Genomic DNA, 18,613 nt, shown 5'->3' on the forward strand with positions numbered 1-18,613 from the left:
GATGAAGGAAACAGAGTTTTCGCATAAGCCGGTTTTACTGGCAGAATGTATCGAGGCCCTGCGCATCCGGCCGGAGGGACTCTATCTGGATGGTACCTTGGGCCGGGCGGGGCACAGCCGGGAGATTGCCCGGCGGCTGACCACCGGCCGGCTGATTTGTGTGGACCGGGACCAGGCGGCCCTGGATGCGGCGGAAGAGCGGCTGGCTCCATGGCGGGATAAGGTCATCCTGGTCCACAATAATTTTTGTCAGCTGGATGCCATTTTGGACGGACTGCACCTGAACGGCGTGGACGGGATGCTGTTTGACCTGGGGGTATCCTCCCCGCAGCTGGACGACGCCGCGCGGGGGTTTTCCTATATGTCCGACGCGCCGCTGGATATGCGGATGGACAAGTCGGACAGCCTGACCGCCCGGGCGGTGGTCAATGAATGGCCACAGGATGAGCTGCGGCGTATCCTGTGGCAGTACGGCGAGGAGCGCTACGCCTCCGCCATTGCGGGGGCTATCGTGCGGGCCCGGGAGAAACAGCCGGTGGAGACTACGCTGGAGCTGGTGGAAATCATCAAAAGCGCCATGCCGGCGGCGGCCCTGCGAGAGAAGCAGCATCCCGCCAAGCGTTCCTTTCAGGCCATTCGCATCGCAGTCAACGACGAGCTGGGGGCGGTAGACAGCATGGTGCGCGCCGCGGTGCCCCGCCTCAATCCCGGCGGCCGTCTGGCCGTAATCTCCTTTCACTCACTGGAGGACCGTATCGTCAAAAACGGTCTGGCAGCATACGCCAAGGGCTGTACTTGCCCGCCGGACTTCCCTGTGTGTGTGTGTGGGAAGAAGCCGCAGATTAAACTGATTACCCGAAAGCCTATTGTGTCCGGCCCGGATGAGCTGCAAGAAAACCCACGGGCCCGCAGCGCCAAGCTGCGGGTGGCGGAAAAGCTTTGAGGGCCAGCGGCTGATCTTACGAATGAGAATGGAGTGGAGCAGGCATGGCGACTGCCGTAAAGCGCAGAAAACGTTCTAAATATGACACCGTACCCTATGATCTGTATGACGGCTCTGCGGTACGGCAGCTTCGGCAGGAAGAGGTCCTGCAGCCCCGCCGCCCCATGGTGCGGCCTCGGGAGCGGACGCTGGCCCGGCCCAGAATCCGGGTCCGGGAGGCGGGCGCCGTCTCCCCCTTCGCGGTGGTGGGCTTTCTGGCGGTGGCGGCCTTTTCGGTGCTTCTGCTCTTCAGCTATGTACAGCTGGCGGTGATCTCCGATCAGGTGGTCAGCCTGCGTTCCGAGCTGACCACCTTAAAGACCGAAGAGGCCAAGCTCCGGGCTCAGTATGAACTGGCTTATGATCTGGACGCCATCGAAAGCGGCCTGAGCGAAGGCAACACCATGGTCAAGCCTCAGAATGGACAGGTGATCTACGTGGACCTGTCGGAGCCTGATTCCGTGACCTACTTTGAGAATGAGAGCGGCGCCACTGGCCTGAGTGGCGCTGTGGAGGAGCTCCAGTCCATCGTCACGGAAATCATGGAATATTTCAGCTGAATGGCGCCATATACTGCACTGGCAGACAATAGAGAGAGGGCTGCCCCACAAGAGGCCGCCCCTGTAACGGATACATAAGAGAGGGCGTAAGAAAAGAAATTTTCTTACGCCCTTCGGCTATCAACCAGGTCCAAATATAAACACACAGCATCCCACAAGCGAGGTGAGCCGGTTATGGCACAGAGAAAGAAAGGCAACCGCGTGATCCGGCAGCGTCCGGATCGGCGCGCCAACCGCACCATTTTGATTCGCAGCCTGTTTTTGATGGCGATTTTTGGCCTGCTGGCCTTTATACCGCTGTTTGTCAAGCTGTGGCAGATCCAGATCAGCCAGCATGAGTATTATCAGGACCTGGCGGTCCAGCAGCAGACCCGGGACAGCACCGTTACCGCCAACCGGGGCACCATCTATGACAGCAACGGCGAGGTGCTGGCCATGAGCGCCACAGTCTACAACGTGCAGCTCTCTCCCCGGGACCTGGTGGAGACCCAGGAGAGCTACCAGAAGGCGGTGGAGAAGGCCCAGGAGAGCGGCGGCAAGCTGCCCGACTATCCGGAGCCCACCGACCAGTTTATCGCGGAAAATCTGGCCGCCATTCTGGAACTGGAAGTGGAGGATGTCCTGGACCATTTGCAGAATAAGAACTCCCAGTATGAGATGATCAAATACCGGATCGATCCGGAGGAGTCGGACGCCGTCCAGGAATTCATCACCGAAAACCATCTGTCCCACGGCATCTATCTGATGCCCACCAGCAAGCGGTATTATCCCAAGGGCAGTCTGGCGGCCCAGGTGATCGGCTGGGTCAATCCCAATCTGGACAATGTGGGGGCCTACGGCCTGGAGGCCCAGTTTGAGAGCGAACTCTCCGGCCAGACCGGCCGGGTGGTCACCGCCAAGGACGGCGTGGGTACCGAGCTGCTCTACCGCTTTGAGGACTATTACGACGCCACCGACGGCGATAATCTGACGCTGACGCTGGACGCCACCATCCAGTCCTACTGTGAGAGCATCCTTCAGGAGGGGGTGGAGCAGTTTGACGTCCAGGACGGCGGCTTCTGCATCGCCATGGACCCCAACACCGGAGCCATTCTGGGCTGGGCCAATTCTCCTACATATGATCCCAACGATCCCTGGACGGTCAGCGACCCGGTCTTGCAGGCCTATCTGGAATCGGTGAAAAGCAACCCCGCCTCCAACGAGGCGGCCTATCAGAAGGCGCTGGCGGAGGGGTGCTCCGCTGAGGAAGCCGCCGAGGCCTCCATATCCAATGCCAAGTGGGTGGTCCAGAACGCCCAGTGGACCAATAAGGCGGTTACCAGCTCCTACGAGCCCGGCTCCACCTTTAAGTCTGTTGTACTGGCCGCCGCCCTGGAGGAGGGCGTGGTCAGCGAGAGCGACCACTTTTACTGCTCCGGCAGCGTGATGGTGGAGGGATACGACGATCCTATCCGCTGCTCCGACCGGGACGGTCACGGCGACCAGGACTTGGCCAAAGCGGTGGCCAACTCCTGCAACCCGGCCTTTATTGCCATCGGCCAGCGGCTGGGGGCGGAAAAGTTCTACGACTATCTGGAGGACTTTGGCTTCCTGGGGCCCACCAACATTGACATGCAGGGCGAACCCAGCAGCGGCGGACAGATCGTCTGGAGCCGGGACAGCTTTACCAATGTGGACCTGGCGGTGGCCTCTTTCGGCCAGCGGTTCAATGTTACCCCTCTACAGCTCATCACCGCCGCCTCCGCCGTGGTCAACGGCGGACACCTGATGCAGCCCTACGTGGTGAGCCAGATCACCGACGCCGACGGCAACGTGATCCAGCATACCGAACCCACCGAGATACGGCAAGTGGTCAGCGAACGGACCAGTGAGCGGTGCCGCACCATTCTGGAGAAGGTGGTGGACGGCGGCACCGGTAAGAACGCCGCCGTGGAGGGCTACCGCATCGGCGGCAAGACCGGTTCCTCTGAGACCACTGAGACAGACCACACCATCGTCTCTTTCCTGGGTTTTGCCCCGGCGGACGATCCTCAGGTGGTTATTCTGCTGGCCTATGATAATCCCAAGCCCGCCTATCCCGGCGCCAACGTTACCGCCGATCAATGGTACATCAGCGGCGGCAACATGGCGGCCATCAAGGCCGGCGAGCTGCTGGAAAAGATTCTGGATCACCTGGGCGTGGAGAAGAGCTATTCCGCCAATGACGATGTGCTGGTGCCCAACCTGAACGGCCTGAATCTGGCCGACGCCACCTCCGCCCTGCAAAAGAACAATCTGACTATCCGCACCGTGGGCGACGGCGATACCGTCACCGGCCAGATCCCGGCCAACGGGGCCTCCATTCCCGGCGGCAGCGAAGTGGTGGTCTATATGGGTGTGGATGTGCCCACCGATCAGGTCACGGTGCCCAACCTGGACGGCCTGAGCATGGACCAGGCCAAGCAGAGACTGTCGGCCCTGGGCCTCTATCTGAAGGCCACCGGAGCCACAGAGTACGGTTCCAATGTGGTGGCCTACGACCAGTCCATTGCCGCCGGAACCAGCGTGGACCGGGGCACGACCGTCGAGGTGCGCTTTACCGACTCCACAGCCAGCGGCGCGGGCCTGTAACGGCTGCTGAGGAATCATCCATCCAGAAAGCGGGGTGTGTGCATGAAGCTGAATGACGTGCTGGCGGGAGTGCCCCTCACCGCCCGGCAGATCCAGGACGTGGAAATCACCGGCATATGCTATGACACCCGAACCATGATCCCCGGCTGCCTGTTTGTGGCGCTGCCGGGCTATAAGACCGATGGACATAAATTTATCCAGACCGCTCTGGACAAGGGGGCGGCGGCGGTACTCTGCCGCCGCCCTCCGGAGGGAGCGGGGCCCTGGCTGGCAACCCCAGACCCGCGGGCCGCTCTGGCGGCGGTCTCGGCCAACTGGTTCGGCCACCCGGCCAGAGAGTTGACGGTGCTGGCGGTGACCGGCACCAATGGCAAGACCACCACCACCTATCTGCTGAAAGCCATGCTGGAGGGCGTGCTGGGGGCCAAAGTGGGGCTCATCGGCACCAACCAGAACATGGTGGGCGGGGAAGTGCTCCCCGCCCACCGCACCACCCCGGAATCCTGGGAGGTGCAGAAGCTGCTGCGGGAGATGGCGGACGCCGGGTGCAGCCATGTGGTGATGGAGGCGTCCTCCCACGCTCTGGTGCTCCACCGGCTGGACGGAATCCGGTTCCGAACCGGTATTTTTACCAACTTGACCCAGGACCATTTGGATTTCCACCACACCATGGAGGCATACCGCCAGGCCAAGGGGCTGCTCTTCCGGCAATGCGACCAGGCGGTGCTCAATTTAGACGACGAGGCGGGACGGTATTATGCCGATACCGTCCCCTGTCCTGCCGTTACCTATTCCGAGTGCCGGGACGAGGCGGACCTTACCGCCAAAAACCTGCGGCTTTTTCCCGACCGGGTGGAATTTGAGGCGGTGACCATGCAGGCCATCGCCCGGGTAAAACTGCCCATCCCCGGCGGCTTTACCATCTACAACGCCCTGGGCGTCATCGCCTGCGGGCTGACCCTGGGGCTGCCTCTGGGGGAGATCGCCGCCTCTCTGGCCAAGGCCCAGGGGGTGAAGGGCCGCATTGAGGTGGTGCCCGTTCCGGCGGACTATACGGTGCTCATCGACTATGCCCACACCCCGGACGCCCTGGAGAACATCCTGACCACCGTCCGGGATTTTACCAAAGGGCGGGTGATCTGCCTGTTTGGCTGCGGCGGCGACCGGGACCGGTCCAAGCGGCCCCAGATGGGGGCCATTGCCGGGCAGCTGTCCGATGTGGCGGTGGTCACCTCCGACAACCCCCGCACCGAGGACCCCCAGGCCATCATTCGGGACATTCTGGCGGGGATGGAGGGTACCCCGGCTCAGCGCCATGTGGAGCCCGACCGGCGGAAGGCCATCCCTCTGGCCCTGTCCCTGGCCCGGACCGGAGACACAGTGGTGCTGGCGGGCAAGGGACACGAGACCTATCAGGAGATCAACGGCGTGGAATACCATCTGGATGAGCGGGAGGAAGTCTCCGCCTTTTTCACAAAATAGCGCCGGAAGTTTGTTGCATTTGTAGAGTGGAAACAAGGGACAGTCTGTGATAAAATACCACGTTGGTCCATTTACACGGACAAAAATCGGCTGTGAGAGGCTTTGGAGGTTGCAAAAGAGATGTTGAGGATCGTCATCAGCTGCCTGATCGGATTTGTGGTGGCCGCACTGGCGGGAAAGGCCCTGATTCCCATGCTGCGGCGCATGAAGGCTGGGCAGTCCATCAAGGAGATCGGCCCCACCTGGCATATGTCCAAACAGGGCACCCCCACCATGGGCGGGCTTATGTTCATCATCGCCGCCATCGTGGCGGTGGCCGCTCTGGGGTGGCAGGACTTTGCCGCAGGAAGATTTGGCGGCGGCTTTGTCCTGGTGTTTGCTCTGGTATTTGGGATTATCGGCTACATTGACGACTATTTTAAAGTAAAAAAGCATGAGAATACCGGCCTGACCGCCCCCCAGAAGTTTCTCCTTCAGCTGGCGGCGGCCATTCTCTTCACGGTGCTGATGCGCAATTTTGGTTATCTGACCCCCGATCTGTACATTCCCTTTTTCAATGTGACGCTGTCGGTGCCCTGGCCCTTGTACATGGTGTTCGCCGCCTTTGTCATGGTGGGCTGCGTCAACGCTGTCAACATCACCGATGGCATCGACGGTCTGGCCAGCGGCGTCACCATGCCGGTGATGCTCTTCTTCACGGCAGTGGCCTGCTGGTGGGAACACTACGAGCTGGGGATTTTCTCCGCTGCTCTGCTGGGCGGTCTGCTGGGATTTCTGATCTACAATTTCCACCCCGCCAAGGTGTTCATGGGGGACACTGGCTCCCTCTTCCTGGGCGGCGCGGTGTGCGGTCTGGCCTTTGCGCTGGACATTCCCCTGGTGCTGATTCTGGTGGGAATTATCTACATTGCGGAAACTTTATCTGATATTATACAGGTTGGATACTTCAAGCTCACCCACGGCAAGCGGATTTTCCGTATGGCTCCCCTCCACCACCATCTGGAGATGGGCGGCTGGAGCGAGGTGAAGCTCTTCTGCGTGTTTACCGGGATCACCCTGGTTATGTGCGTACTGGCGTTCTGGGGGGTCATGTACCGCTGAGAACGGATGGAAAGCCGGTAAGGAGGTGACGGAGCCATGACAAAACGCAGGCGGGACCTGACCGTATTGCAGCAGCTGTCCCGCGGACCCATTGACATTCCGTTTCTGATGCTGGTGGTGATCCTGACGGCCATCGGCGTGGTCGCGGTGTTCTCCGCCTCCTACCCTACCGCCATGAACGAGGGGCTCAATCCGGCCAACTATTTTATCAAGCAGGCCGGATTCGGTGTGGTTGGCCTGGTTGCCATGTACCTAATCTCCAAGATCAACTATCAGACCTTCCGGGGCCTGTCCATCTTTGTGCTGGGTGTTTCCATTGTGCTGCTGGTGCTGGTGCTTCCCTTTGGCTATGGCCGGAGCACCGTGGGCGCCCAGCGCTGGATCAGCCTGCCCATCATCGGCGGTTTCCAGCCTTCGGAGATCGCCAAGGTAGGCGTCATCATGTACTTTGCCGCCCGCCTGTCCAAGCGCAACACCGAAAAGCATAAGCGGCTCCCGCCCCGCCATCCGCTCAGCGGCCTTTATGCCTGGATGGATGAAAAGGGCGTGCTGGAGCCCATCCCGTATTTTCTGATTTTGGGCGTTGTGGCTATTTTGATGCTGATGGAGCCCCACATGTCCGGTACCATTCTGGTGCTGGTGGGCGGGGCGTCGGTGCTCTTTGCCGCCGGGATCAAGCTCTACTGGTTCGTTGGCGGCGGCACCCTGGCGGCAGCCGGCCTGTTCTTCATTATGACCCAGACCAGCTACATGGCCACCCGTCTGGCCATCTGGAAGGACCCGTGGAACGACGGCATGAACGGACGGGATAAGGGCTTCCAGATCATTCAGTCCCTGTATGCCATCGGCTCCGGCGGTCTGCTGGGTGTTGGATTTGGGAAGAGCAGACAGAAATTCCTCTACTTGCCTGAGTCGGAGAACGACTATATTTTTTCCATCTGGTGTGAGGAGATGGGCTTTGTAGGAGCGGCCATTGTAATTATTCTGTTTATCCTTCTGGTGATCCGGGGCTACTGGATCGCCGTCCACGCCCGGGACCGGTTCGGCGCTCTGCTGGTGGTGGGTATCACCACCCTGACGGCGGTGCAGGTCTTTCTGAACATCTCTGTGGTTACCAACCTGATCCCCTCCACCGGTATCTCTCTGCCCTTCTTCAGCTACGGCGGTACGGCCCTGATGATCCAGCTGGCGGAGATGGGGATGGTGCTATCCGTATCCAGGCAAATCCCAGCGCCCAAACAGGAGTAGAACAATCTAGGGGGCATCCAATGCCCCCTAGATATGAGCCTGCGTGCCGGCGAAGCCGGCGACTTGGCTCAATACCCCCGGTTTCGCGCCCTGTGGCGCGGGTCGAGGTGTCTTTCCGGGAAGTGAATTCCCGGAAAGACAGAATTTCAATTTCTTTTATCCGCAGGCGGTCGGAGACCGTCCCTACTTTATGAGGAGGGGAAAAAACGCCAATGAAAATCCTCTTTACCTGCGGCGGGACCGCAGGCCATGTGAATCCCGCCGTGGCCCTGGCTCAGATGTTTCAGGCCCGCAATCCGGGGTGTGAGGTGCTCTTTGTGGGGGCGGACGGCGGCATGGAGACCAGGCTGGTGCCCAAGGAGGGCTACCCCATTGAGACGGTGACCATCACCAACTTCCATCGCTCCCTCACTCCGGCGGCCATCGGGCACAACCTCAAAACCTTGCTGAACATGAATAAATCCAAAAAGCAGGCCAACGCCATTCTAGACCGGTTCCGGCCCGATTTGGTGGTGGGCACCGGAGGCTACGCCTCCTATCCGGTGGTCAACGCGGCGGCGGCCCGAGGCATCCCCACCGCCGTTCACGAGTCCAACGCTGTCCCCGGTCTTACCACCAAGACCCTGTCCAAGGTGGTGGACGTGGTGATGGTAGGCTTTGAGGAGAGCCGCAGCCACTACGACGACCCCTCCAAGGTGGTGGTCACCGGCACTCCGGTACGGGAGGACTTCTTCCGCTATAACCGGAAGGAGGCCCGGGCCAAGCTGGGCTTCACCGACGACCGGCCTTTGGTGGTTTCGGTGTGGGGCAGTCTGGGAGCCAAGGTGATGAACGACCAGATCACCCAGTGCATCGCCCTGGAGTGTCAGAACGGCGCTCCCTGGCGGCATATCCACGGGGCGGGCCGCAATTACCAGCAGGTGCTGGACGGCCTGAAGGGGAAGGGGATCAACCTGACCCAATACCCCGGCGTGGAGGTGCGGCAGTACATCTATGATATGCCTTTGGTGATGGCGGCGGCCGACCTGGTGCTGTGCCGGGCAGGGGCCTCCACCATTGCGGAGCTCACCGCCATTGCCCGGCCGGCGGTGCTGGTGCCCTCCCCCAACGTGGTGGCCGACCACCAGACCAAGAACGCCCGGGTGCTGGCCAACGCCGGGGGGGCAGTGCTCCTGCCGGAGAGCGAGTCCAGCGGCGAAAAGCTGTACCATCTGGTAGGGCAGCTGCTGGACGACCAGAGCCGCCGGGACAGCATGAGCCGCGCCCTGCGGGAGATGGGTTCTCCCGACGCCGCGGAAAAAATTTACCAGACCCTGAAGGAATTGCTGGAAAAGCGGGCAAAATGAACCGGCCTTTCCTCCGACGCATAGGATGGCATACATAAGAGCCCGGGGGCTCTAAATCCTAACTGCGGAGGATGGAAGCTATGTGTGCATATATCGTAGAGGGCGGACGGGCGTTACAGGGCTGTGTACAGGTCCACGGAGCAAAAAACAGCGTTTTGCCCATCCTGGCGGCCTGTCTCCTGGCTCCGGGGGCCTGTGTGATCCAGAATTGTCCCCGCCTCTCCGATGTGGAGGCATCCCTGGCCATCCTGCGCCACCTGGGCTGTCGGGCAGAGCGGGAGGGGGACGCGGTGGTGGTGGACGCTTCCGCCCCCACCCGGTTCGACGTGCCCGACGCCCTCATGCGGGAGATGCGCTCCTCTGTTATCTTTCTGGGGGCCATTCTGGGTCGCATGGGACAGGCACAGATGTGCGCCCCCGGCGGCTGTGAGCTGGGACCCCGGCCCATCGACCTGCACCTGGCCGCCATCCGCGCCCTGGGGGGCAGGGTGGAGGAGGAGGGGGGCGGCCTGTCCTGCTCCGGGCAGCTCCATGGGGCGGATATCGTCCTTTCTCTGCCCAGTGTGGGGGCCACCGAGAACGCTATGCTGGCGGCGGTGTGCGCCCAGGGGATCACCACCATCACCAACGCCGCCCGGGAGCCGGAAATCGTTGATCTTCAGGGATTTTTACAGACTCTGGGGGCCAAGGTCCGGGGAGCGGGCAGCTCGGTCATCACCGTGGAAGGAGGGGTTCCCCTCCACGGCGGGGCCTACCGGGTCATGGGGGACCGGATCGTGGCCGCCACCTATCTGACCGCTGCTGCTGCGGCGGGGGGCAGCGTGGAGGTCACCGGGGTGGACTGGCGCACCCTGTCTACGGTGACGGCGGTGCTGAAAGAGGCCGGCTGCCGGGTGAAAAGCGAAGACCAGCGGATCTGCCTCCAGACCGACGGCCCTCTGAAGGGGGTGCGCCCGGTGCGCACCGCCCCCTATCCCGGTTTTCCCACCGACGCCCAGGCGCCGCTGATGGCCGCTCTGGCCAGGGGAACCGGCTGTACGGTTTTTGTGGAAAACATGTTTGAAAGCCGCTACCGCCATGTGGATGAGCTGATCCGCATGGGGGCGGACATCCGGGTGGAGGGCCGGGTGGCTGTGGTGTACGGGGCCTCCCGGCTCCATGGGGCCTCCGTCCTGGCCTCCGACCTGCGGGGCGGGGCCGCCCTGGTGGTGGCTGCTCTGGGCGCGGAAGGGAAAAGCACCATCACCGGACTGCACCACATCGACCGGGGCTATCAGTCCCTGGAGTACGACTTACAGCGTCTGGGGGCGGACATCCGGCGGGTATGAATAGAAGTTTGAGAAAATCGTAAGAATTTCTTTTCAAAAATTCAACGATTCTGTGTGAGGATAAAGAAAAAAGAACAGGAGATCGACAGAATGGCGGCAAGACGAAACAGAGGAAGACGACGGCGGAACCGAGGGCGTTTTGGCGGCCTTTATAAGCTGTTGTCCATTCTGGTCATCTTTGCCGCCATTTTGATGGGCTGTATCATCTTTTTTCGGGCCAATACCATGGTGGTGACGGGCAACTCCCGGTACACCCAGGAGGAGATCATTGCCGCCGCCGGGGTAGAACAGGGGGACAACCTGTTTACCCTCAATAAATATCAGATCGCCGGACGGATCTTGACCCAGCTGCCCTATGTGGACGATGTGACCATCAGCCGCAAGCTCCCCGACACCCTGATCTTTGAGGTGACTGAGAGCGCCGGTGTGGCTTGGGTGGAGAGCGGCGGGTCCTACTGGCTGCTCAACGGCAGCTGTAAACTGCTGGAGATGGGGGACGCCACGCTGACAAAGGACAAGCCCCAGCTGCTGGGGCTAACCCCGGTGAATCCCTCGGTGGGCAACACCCTGACTGTGGCTGCGGAGGAGCAGGACAAACTGGAACGGCTCCAGGCCTTTCTGGAGGCCATCCAGGCCCGGGGCATGACAGGCAGCCTGACGGCTTTCCTGGATCTGAGCTCCGGCAATGAGATCCGGTTTGGATACGGAGAAAATCTGACGGTGGTCTTTCCGCTGAATGGAGATTTTGATGACGCCACTTATGAGCTCAAGCGCACCCTGGAGACCATGGACGAGCGGGGGATCACCCGCACCGGCACCTTGGATCTGAATTATGAAAGCCGGGAGGTCCATCTGCTGCCTGACCGGTGGATGCCCGAGGGGTGGAGCCCTCTGGAGGTCCCCACCGAGCCCGCCCAGCAGCAGACCGGGGGAGAGAGCACAACCCAGGAAAACGGGGTGACAGAGCCCGTCCAAACGCCTGAGGTACCGGAGCAGGCGCCCGAGACGGAGGAATAACAGCGAGGAGCGGATTATGACGGGAAAGAGACGACGCAGCAAAGGCGAATTTGCGGTAGTGGTGGTGTGCATCATTGTGGGCTACCTGTTGGCGGCGCAGCTGCGCAGCGTGCGGCTCACCGGTGCGGCAGACGCCGCCAGTGCCAGCCGGCTGGAGACCTTGCAGGAGCTCTATAATGAGCAGAGCGAACAGAAGGACGCCCTGGAGGACCAGGTGGCCCAGCTGCAAAGCGAACTGAGCCATTACCGGGATCAGGCCGCCTCCGGCGATTCGGGCAGTGAGGCCCTGCGCCAGGAGGTGGAGCAGCTGGAGATCACCGCCGGGTATACCGATGTGGAGGGGCCGGGCGTGACCGTGATCCTGGAGGACTCCGCGCAGACCAATGTGACCGGCGACGAGGCCGATTATCTGATTCATGATAGCGACCTGCTCTCGGTGGTCAACGAACTGCGCTCGGCGGGAGCGGAGGCCATCTCCCTCAACGGAGAGCGGCTGCTGGCCACCAGTGAGATCCGCTGTACCGGCGCGGTGGTGACAGTCAACGGGCGGCGGTACGCCGCCCCCTATGTGATCTTCGCCATCGGAGACAGCGATACCCTGTACAGCGCCTTGACCATGCGCAATGGGGTGGTGGATGTGCTCAGCCAGTGGGGAATCTCGGTGAAGGTGACCACCAGCGATTTGCTGCTCATCCCCAAGTACAATGGTACGGTGGAGTATCACTATGCCAAAACAGCCGCGCCGGAGCCGCAGGAAGAGGGGGGAGAGTAAATGCTGGAGTTGATTGGACTGCTGGTGGGTCTGGCGGCGGGCAGCCTGGTCCCATGGACCATCCCCAGCCAGTACTCCCTCTATGTGGCCGCCGGGCTGCTGGCGGCGTTGGACTCGGCCCTGGGCGGGTATTGCGCCCGGATCAAAGGGGAGTTTCACCTGCCGGTATTTCTGTCCGGTATCATCGGAAATGCCGCCATTGCCGCTTTTCTTACCTGGCTGGGACAGAAATTGGGCATCCCGCTGTACCTGGCCGCGGTGGTCGTTTTTGGCGCACGCATGTTTCAAAACTTTGCTAAAATCCGGCGGGAACTATTGACCTCGAAGCAAAAGAGAGATACAATAAATCAACTAGATATAGTATCTTCCAGCCAGGAAGACCAGAAATAAGAGGGATTTTTTCTACGTGCCTTTTCACGAATACGTTCTACATAGGAGGAGCAGTTATGGCGTTTGGACTGGATACCGGGCCGGACAACGTGGTTACCATTAAGGTAATCGGTGTTGGCGGCGGCGGTAATAACGTAGTCAACCGCATGGTAAAGACCGGAACAAAGGGTGTTGATTTTATCGCTGTGAATACGGACAAGCAGGCGCTTGCCGTTTCCAGCGCTACTTTGAAGATTCAAATCGGTGAAAAGCTGACTGGCGGTCAGGGCGCCGGCAGCGACCCCGAGGTGGGCCGCAAGTCCGCTGAGGAGAGCCGCAGCGCCGTTTCCAAGGCCCTGGAGGACGCCGACATGGTGTTCATCACCGCCGGTATGGGCGGCGGCACCGGTACCGGCGCGGCCCCCATTGTGGCCGATATCGCCAAAGAAATGGGGATCCTCACCGTAGGCGTGGTCACCAAGCCTTTCAACTTTGAAGGCCGCCGGCGGATGATGCAGGCGGAAAAGGGCATTGAGGAGCTGCGTACCCGAGTGGACAGCCTGGTCATCATCCCCAACGAGCGGCTGAAATTTGCCACTGACCAGAAGATCACCTTCCAGAATGCCTTTGAAATCGCCGATGATGTGCTGCGCCAGGCGGTGCAGTCCATCTCCGACCTGATTAAGAATACCGGCTTTATCAACCTGGACTTTGCCGACGTCACCGCCGTCATGCAGAACGCCGGTATGGCCCACATGGGCGTGGGCCGGGCTGCCGGGAAGAACAAGGCCGAGGAGGCCGCCAAGATGGCCATTTCCAGCCCCCTGCTGGAGACCTCCATCAACGGCGCCAAGGGCGTGCTGGTCAACGTCACCGGCTCTGTGGACATCGGCCTGGAGGAAGTGGAGACCGCTGCCAACCTGGTACAGCAGGCCGCCCATCCCGACGCCCTCATCATCTTCGGCGCCGCCTTCGACGACACCCTGGAGGACGAGATCCGGGTCACTGTTATTGCCACCGGTTTTGAGGAGCTGGAGGGGGCCATGCCCAACAAGCCCTTCACCGCCGCGGCGGAGAAGAAGGCGGTGGCCCAGCAGCCTCAGACGGCTGCAAGCGGACAGCCCCAGCCTGCCGCTCCTGTTGAGGACGATCCCTTTGAGGATATCTTCAAGATCTTTAACCGAAATCACTGAGGTTCTCATGGAGGGGCCGCCGCTACGCGGCGGACCCTCCTTTTCTATGCCTCCAGGCTTGCAATCCGGCGGGAAATAGCATATAATAGGGGACGGTTCGACGGCCGATGGAAGAGGCGGCCGGTCTGACCACAAAATGTTGATCCGTAAGGGAGTGATATGCGCCGTGAGCGGTGACCCTCTGAGTCGAGAATGCAGCGTAACTGGCACGGCGTATCTGTTCCGTGTGTGACCGGCCCCGCCGGCAGCACCCGCACGCCTGTGCCCTTTTTTGGTCCACCCGTATAGCAGGGGCGGACCAGCGAGACAATAGGTGTGCGGGGATTTTTATGCCTTTTTGACCCCTGCGCCCGGAAAGGCGTGAGAGAATGCTTTCAATTCACAAGACCATCAACGGAAAAATGACCCGGCTGGACGCGGTACAGGACGGCTGCTGGGTCAATCTGACCTACCCCAGCGAGGACGAGCTGAACTCAGTGGCGGTGACCCTGGGCGTGGAGCCCACCTTCCTGCGGGCTGCTCTGGATGAGGAGGAGACCTCCCGTATCGACACCGAGGAGGGTCAGACCCTGATCATCATCGATGCCCCCTCGGTGGAAAAGGACGACGCGGTGGTGTACTCCACCCTCCCTCTGGGTATTATTGTGACCGAGAAGCACATCATTACCGTCTGCCTGAAGGAGACTTCTATCCTCAAGGATTTTCAGGACGGGCTGGTGCGCAATGCCGACACCCAGAAACGGACCCAGTTCATCCTTTATATGCTGCTCCAGGTGGCCAAACGCTTCCTGCAATACCTGAAGCAGATCGATAAGATCTATAACTATATGGAGCGCCAGCTCTACAAGTCCCAGCGGAATAAGGAGCTGATCCAGCTGTTGGACCTGGAAAAGTCGCTGGTCTACTTCAATACCTCTCTGAAGGCCAATGAGGTCACGCTGGAAAAGATCCTCCGGGGCCGCATCATCACCCTTTATGAGGAGGACCACGACCTGCTGGAGGACGTGCTCATCGAGGTGCGCCAGGCCATTGAGATGGCCAACATCTACTCCTCCATTATTTCCGGTATGATGGACGCCTTTGCCTCCGTCATCTCCAACAACCTGAACGTCATCATGAAGGTGCTGACCTCCATCACCATTTTGCTCACCATCCCCAATATCTTCTTCAGCTTCTACGGCATGAATGTGGCCAACCTGCCTCTGGATCAATTCTGGTGGTTCCCGCTGGTTCTGTCCCTGGGCGTCATTGTGGTGACAGGCGTTATCCTGAAGAAGAAGGATCTGTTTTAAGCCATTGACTCGCCGCACGGCTTGCCCGCGGCGGGTCTTTACTACTTTAACGGAGAAAATTTTATTGGAAAAATCCAATCTGATTCATACTGTGGTAACATTTTTATGGCATAATCATTAGCATTGAACGAATTGGCAAAGGGGCCCCGGTCCCTGGGTATGGTAAAGAGAACGGAGGTTATTCATGGCAAGCAATCCCAACTATTGTGATATTACGCCTGAAATTGAAGTTTTGGCGGGGCTGGCAAGAGAAAACAGCCGGATTGATCCGGAGGATTACGTAAAGTATGACGTCAAGCGGGGCCTGCGGGATCTGAACGGTAAGGGCGTTCTGGCCGGACTGACGGAGGTTTCCGACATTGTTGCCAAGAAGATTGTGGATGGCCAGGAAGTTCCCTGCGAGGGCAAGCTCTATTACCGTGGCGTGGACGTGGAGCAGCTGGTGGGCGGCGCTCTGAAGGAGGGCCGTTTCGGCTTTGAGGAGACTGCCTATCTGCTCCTGCTGGGTAAGCTGCCCACTAAGGAGGAGCTGGACGGCTTTACCAAGCAGTTGTCCTATTACCGCTCCCTGCCCAATAACTTTGTGCGGGATGTGATCCTGAAGGCGCCCAGCCATGATATTATGAATTCTCTGGCCCGGAGTGTGCTCAATCTGGCCTCCTATGACGACCGGGCGGATGATATCTCCCTGCCCAATGTGATGCGCCAGTGCCTCCAGCTGATCGCTTTGTTCCCCATGCTCAGCGTCTATGGCTATCAGGCCTGGAACTACAAGAGCGGCAGCAGCCTGTACATTCACGCCCCACGGCCTGAGCTGTCGGCGGCGGAGAATATCCTCTCTCTGCTGCGGGCCGACTCCTCCTACTCCTTCTGGGAGGCCCACGTGCTGGATATCTGCCTGACCCTCCACGCCGAGCACGGCGGCGGCAACAACTCCACCTTCACCACCCATGTGGTCACCTCCTCCGGCACCGATACCTATTCCTGTATGGCGGCCGCTCTGGCCTCTCTGAAGGGCCCCAAGCACGGCGGCGCCAACATCAAGGTGGTGCAGATGTTTGAGGACATGAAGGAGCACCTGCGGGACTGGAAGGACGAGGACGAGGTGCGCCACTACCTGCGGGCTCTGCTGAACAAGCAGGCCTTTGACAAGGCGGGCCTCATCTACGGTATGGGCCACGCGGTCTACTCCCTGTCCGATCCCCGTGCCAACATCTTCAAATCCTTTGTGGAAAAGCTGTCCCGGGAGAAGGGGCGCAACGAGGAATACGAGCTCTACTCCATGGTGGCCCGGCTGGGTCCCGAGGTTATCGCCGACGAACGGAAGATGTACAAGGGCGTATCCGCCAACGTGGACTTCTATTCCGGCTTTGTGTATCACATGCTGGACCTGCCTCTGGAGCTGTATACCCCCATCTTTGCCATGGCCCGTGTGGCGGGCTGGAGCGCCCACCGCATCGAGGAGCTGATCAACATGGGCAAGATCATCCGTCCTGCCTATAAGTATGTGGGCACCCATGCCGACTATGTGCCCATGGAGAACCGCTAAACAGAGCAAAAAGCCGCATCCGTATGGATGCGGCTTTTTTCATCCCTGAGCTACCGCTTCGGCGACCCGGATACCGTCTACAGCGGCAGAAGTGATGCCGCCAGCGTACCCGGCTCCCTCTCCGCAGGGATAGAGTCCGGTGATGACTGATTGATAATTTTCTCCGCGGAGTATACGCACCGGAGAGGATGAGCGAGTCTCCACGCCGGTGAGCACACTGTCCGGAGCGGCAAAGCCGTGGAGCTTTCGGTCAAAAACCGGCAGAGCGCCCCGCAGAGTATCGGTAACATAGCCGGGCAGGCACCGGTCCAGATCGGTAGGCGTGACGCCGGGCAGGTAGGTGGGGGAGAGGGCCCCCAGGGCTTTGGATGCCTGCCGGGCCAAAAAGTCCTTGACCGTCTGAGCGGGGGCATGATAATGGCCGCCGCCCAGCTGGAAGGCGGCTTCCTCCCAACGGCGCTGGAAGGCCACCCCCGCCAGAGGGTGATCGGAGCCAAGGTCACCTGGATTTACGCCAACCAAAAAGCCGCCGTTGATGTTTTGACCGTCTCTGGCCCGGCAGCTCATACCGTTGGTCACCAGCCGCCCCTCTTCCGAAGCGGCGGCCACCACCTGCCCGCCGGGGCAGACGCAGAAGGTAAAGGCGCTGCGGCCATTGGGCAGGTGGCAGGCCAGCTTGTAGTCGGCGGCAGGTAAACTTTCCCAAGCTGGGCCAAACTGGGCCAGAGAGAGCGCGGCCTGTCTGTGCTCGATCCGCACCCCAATGGCAAAGGGCTTCTGCTCCATAGGTACCCCAGCCTCCAGGAGCATCTGGAAGGTATCCCGGGCGGAGTGGCCGGGGGAGAGCACCAGGGCGTCGCAGGGCAGGTCGTAGGGGCCCTGGGGGCCCTCCACAGTAAGCCCGGCCACTGCCTCACCCCGGAGGGTAAGCCCGGCCAGCTTGTGGCCGAAGCGCACGTCACAGCCCAGCCGCAGCAGTTCCTGCCGCATATTTTTTACCACGTTCCGCAGGATGTCGGTGCCGATGTGGGGTTTGTGCTGGTAGAGAATGTCCGCCGGAGCCCCCGCCTCTACCAGCGTGCGGAACACGGTGGAGATCCGGGGATCGTGGGTGCCGGTGGTCAGTTTGCCGTCGGAGAAGGTGCCCGCGCCCCCCTCGCCAAACTGGACATTGGAGGAAGGGTCCAGCACGCCGATGGACCAGAACCGCTCCACGTCCGCCGTCCGCTCCTCCACCGGGCGGCCCCGTTCCAGCACAATGGGGGCCAGACCGTTCCGGGCCAGAAACAGGGCGGCAAACAGGCCGGCAGGACCCATGCCCACCACCACCGGCGGCAGGGGAGAAATCCGCCGCACGGTTGGAAAGACATAGGGCTGAGGCTGGAACAGGCTGACGTTTTTGTCCCGGCACCGGGAGAGGACCTTGGCTTCATCCGCCAGAGTAACGTCCACGGTACAGACATAGTGGACGTCGCTTTTTTTGCGGGCATCAATGGACTGCCGGGCCAGGGTCAGACTCTGGATCGCATCAGGCCTGATCCCCAGAATCCGGGCGGCCTTCTTTTTCAACTGACCCTTTCCGCCGTCAATAGGCAGGGGGATATTTTGAATCCGGAGCATAGAATTACCTCGTCATTCAGAATTGAAGGGATTTCTACCAGTTTGTAATGGGAAGGCTTGTAATCGCCAAGTTGCAGTATATCAAAAGTACGGGCACTTTCAAAGCCCAATGGCAAAAAAGTTCCCCGGTCCAATGGACCGGGG

General features: G+C 60.5%; 15 protein-coding genes. 14 read left to right on the plus strand and 1 reads right to left on the minus strand.

Annotated elements, in window-relative coordinates:
- The first annotated feature begins 1 nt into the window (after position 1).
- The 14 genes from rsmH to Q0J75_RS04815 all read left to right on the plus strand — a co-directional run bounded on the left by rsmH (position 2) and on the right by Q0J75_RS04815 (position 16,849).
- Positions 2-943 (plus strand): 16S rRNA (cytosine(1402)-N(4))-methyltransferase RsmH, encoded by a 942-nt coding sequence (gene rsmH / locus Q0J75_RS04750; protein WP_297197425.1) that lies wholly within the window; start codon positions 2-4, stop codon positions 941-943.
- Between the two features lie 44 nt (positions 944-987).
- Positions 988-1,542: a hypothetical protein gene (locus Q0J75_RS04755; RefSeq protein WP_297197428.1), complete on the plus strand. Its 555-nt coding sequence runs from the start codon at positions 988-990 to the stop codon at positions 1,540-1,542.
- A 174-nt stretch (positions 1,543-1,716) separates the two neighbouring features.
- Entirely contained in the window at positions 1,717-4,152 is a 2,436-nt protein-coding gene (locus Q0J75_RS04760) for a penicillin-binding transpeptidase domain-containing protein (RefSeq protein WP_297197430.1), read from the plus strand.
- Positions 4,153-4,194: 42 nt separating this feature from the next.
- Positions 4,195-5,634 (plus strand): UDP-N-acetylmuramoyl-L-alanyl-D-glutamate--2,6-diaminopimelate ligase, encoded by a 1,440-nt coding sequence (locus Q0J75_RS04765; protein ID WP_297197432.1) that lies wholly within the window; start codon positions 4,195-4,197, stop codon positions 5,632-5,634.
- 120 nt (positions 5,635-5,754) lie between these two features.
- Complete coding sequence (gene mraY, locus Q0J75_RS04770) at positions 5,755-6,735, plus strand: phospho-N-acetylmuramoyl-pentapeptide-transferase (protein WP_297197433.1); 981 nt, start codon at positions 5,755-5,757, stop codon at positions 6,733-6,735.
- Positions 6,736-6,771: 36 nt separating this feature from the next.
- Positions 6,772-7,983, plus strand: coding sequence for an FtsW/RodA/SpoVE family cell cycle protein (locus Q0J75_RS04775; RefSeq protein WP_297197435.1), 1,212 nt, complete (start codon positions 6,772-6,774; stop codon positions 7,981-7,983).
- Positions 7,984-8,195: 212 nt separating this feature from the next.
- A complete protein-coding gene (gene murG, locus Q0J75_RS04780; protein ID WP_297197437.1) occupies positions 8,196-9,329 on the plus strand; it encodes an undecaprenyldiphospho-muramoylpentapeptide beta-N-acetylglucosaminyltransferase in 1,134 nt (377 codons plus the stop codon).
- Between the two features lie 80 nt (positions 9,330-9,409).
- Positions 9,410-10,657, plus strand: coding sequence for a UDP-N-acetylglucosamine 1-carboxyvinyltransferase (murA, locus tag Q0J75_RS04785; protein ID WP_297197439.1), 1,248 nt, complete (start codon positions 9,410-9,412; stop codon positions 10,655-10,657).
- 90 nt (positions 10,658-10,747) lie between these two features.
- Positions 10,748-11,674, plus strand: coding sequence for a cell division protein FtsQ/DivIB (locus tag Q0J75_RS04790; RefSeq protein WP_297197442.1), 927 nt, complete (start codon positions 10,748-10,750; stop codon positions 11,672-11,674).
- A gap of 16 nt (positions 11,675-11,690) precedes the next feature.
- Positions 11,691-12,446, plus strand: a complete 756-nt coding sequence (locus Q0J75_RS04795) for a DUF881 domain-containing protein (RefSeq protein WP_297197445.1) — start codon at positions 11,691-11,693, stop codon at positions 12,444-12,446.
- Positions 12,447-12,836, plus strand: coding sequence for a small basic family protein (locus Q0J75_RS04800; RefSeq protein ID WP_297197448.1), 390 nt, complete (start codon positions 12,447-12,449; stop codon positions 12,834-12,836).
- Positions 12,837-12,892: 56 nt separating this feature from the next.
- Complete coding sequence (gene ftsZ, locus Q0J75_RS04805) at positions 12,893-14,008, plus strand: cell division protein FtsZ (protein WP_297197451.1); 1,116 nt, start codon at positions 12,893-12,895, stop codon at positions 14,006-14,008.
- 368 nt (positions 14,009-14,376) lie between these two features.
- Complete coding sequence (locus tag Q0J75_RS04810) at positions 14,377-15,300, plus strand: magnesium transporter CorA family protein (protein WP_297197453.1); 924 nt, start codon at positions 14,377-14,379, stop codon at positions 15,298-15,300.
- Between the two features lie 184 nt (positions 15,301-15,484).
- On the plus strand, positions 15,485-16,849 hold the full coding sequence (locus Q0J75_RS04815) for a citrate/2-methylcitrate synthase (RefSeq protein ID WP_297197456.1): 1,365 nt from the start codon (positions 15,485-15,487) through the stop codon (positions 16,847-16,849).
- Positions 16,850-16,888: 39 nt separating this feature from the next.
- Here the strand turns inward: Q0J75_RS04815 and Q0J75_RS04820 are convergent, their stop codons facing one another.
- Entirely contained in the window at positions 16,889-18,469 is a 1,581-nt protein-coding gene (locus Q0J75_RS04820) for an NAD(P)/FAD-dependent oxidoreductase (protein WP_297197460.1), read from the minus strand.
- Positions 18,470-18,613: the final 144 nt, after the last annotated feature.

The organism is uncultured Flavonifractor sp. (assembly GCF_944385615.1).
GTDB lineage: Bacteria > Bacillota > Clostridia > Oscillospirales > Oscillospiraceae > Flavonifractor.

Coding starts and splice junctions, on each gene's coding strand:
- rsmH (WP_297197425.1), top strand. CDS start 2: ATGAAGGAAACAGAGTTTTCGCATAAGCCGGTTTTACTGGCAGAATGT.
- Q0J75_RS04755 (WP_297197428.1), top strand. CDS start 988: ATGGCGACTGCCGTAAAGCGCAGAAAACGTTCTAAATATGACACCGTA.
- Q0J75_RS04760 (WP_297197430.1), top strand. CDS start 1,717: ATGGCACAGAGAAAGAAAGGCAACCGCGTGATCCGGCAGCGTCCGGAT.
- Q0J75_RS04765 (WP_297197432.1), top strand. CDS start 4,195: ATGAAGCTGAATGACGTGCTGGCGGGAGTGCCCCTCACCGCCCGGCAG.
- mraY (WP_297197433.1), top strand. CDS start 5,755: ATGTTGAGGATCGTCATCAGCTGCCTGATCGGATTTGTGGTGGCCGCA.
- Q0J75_RS04775 (WP_297197435.1), top strand. CDS start 6,772: ATGACAAAACGCAGGCGGGACCTGACCGTATTGCAGCAGCTGTCCCGC.
- murG (WP_297197437.1), top strand. CDS start 8,196: ATGAAAATCCTCTTTACCTGCGGCGGGACCGCAGGCCATGTGAATCCC.
- murA (WP_297197439.1), top strand. CDS start 9,410: ATGTGTGCATATATCGTAGAGGGCGGACGGGCGTTACAGGGCTGTGTA.
- Q0J75_RS04790 (WP_297197442.1), top strand. CDS start 10,748: ATGGCGGCAAGACGAAACAGAGGAAGACGACGGCGGAACCGAGGGCGT.
- Q0J75_RS04795 (WP_297197445.1), top strand. CDS start 11,691: ATGACGGGAAAGAGACGACGCAGCAAAGGCGAATTTGCGGTAGTGGTG.
- Q0J75_RS04800 (WP_297197448.1), top strand. CDS start 12,447: ATGCTGGAGTTGATTGGACTGCTGGTGGGTCTGGCGGCGGGCAGCCTG.
- ftsZ (WP_297197451.1), top strand. CDS start 12,893: ATGGCGTTTGGACTGGATACCGGGCCGGACAACGTGGTTACCATTAAG.
- Q0J75_RS04810 (WP_297197453.1), top strand. CDS start 14,377: ATGCTTTCAATTCACAAGACCATCAACGGAAAAATGACCCGGCTGGAC.
- Q0J75_RS04815 (WP_297197456.1), top strand. CDS start 15,485: ATGGCAAGCAATCCCAACTATTGTGATATTACGCCTGAAATTGAAGTT.
- Q0J75_RS04820 (WP_297197460.1), bottom strand. CDS start 18,469: ATGCTCCGGATTCAAAATATCCCCCTGCCTATTGACGGCGGAAAGGGT.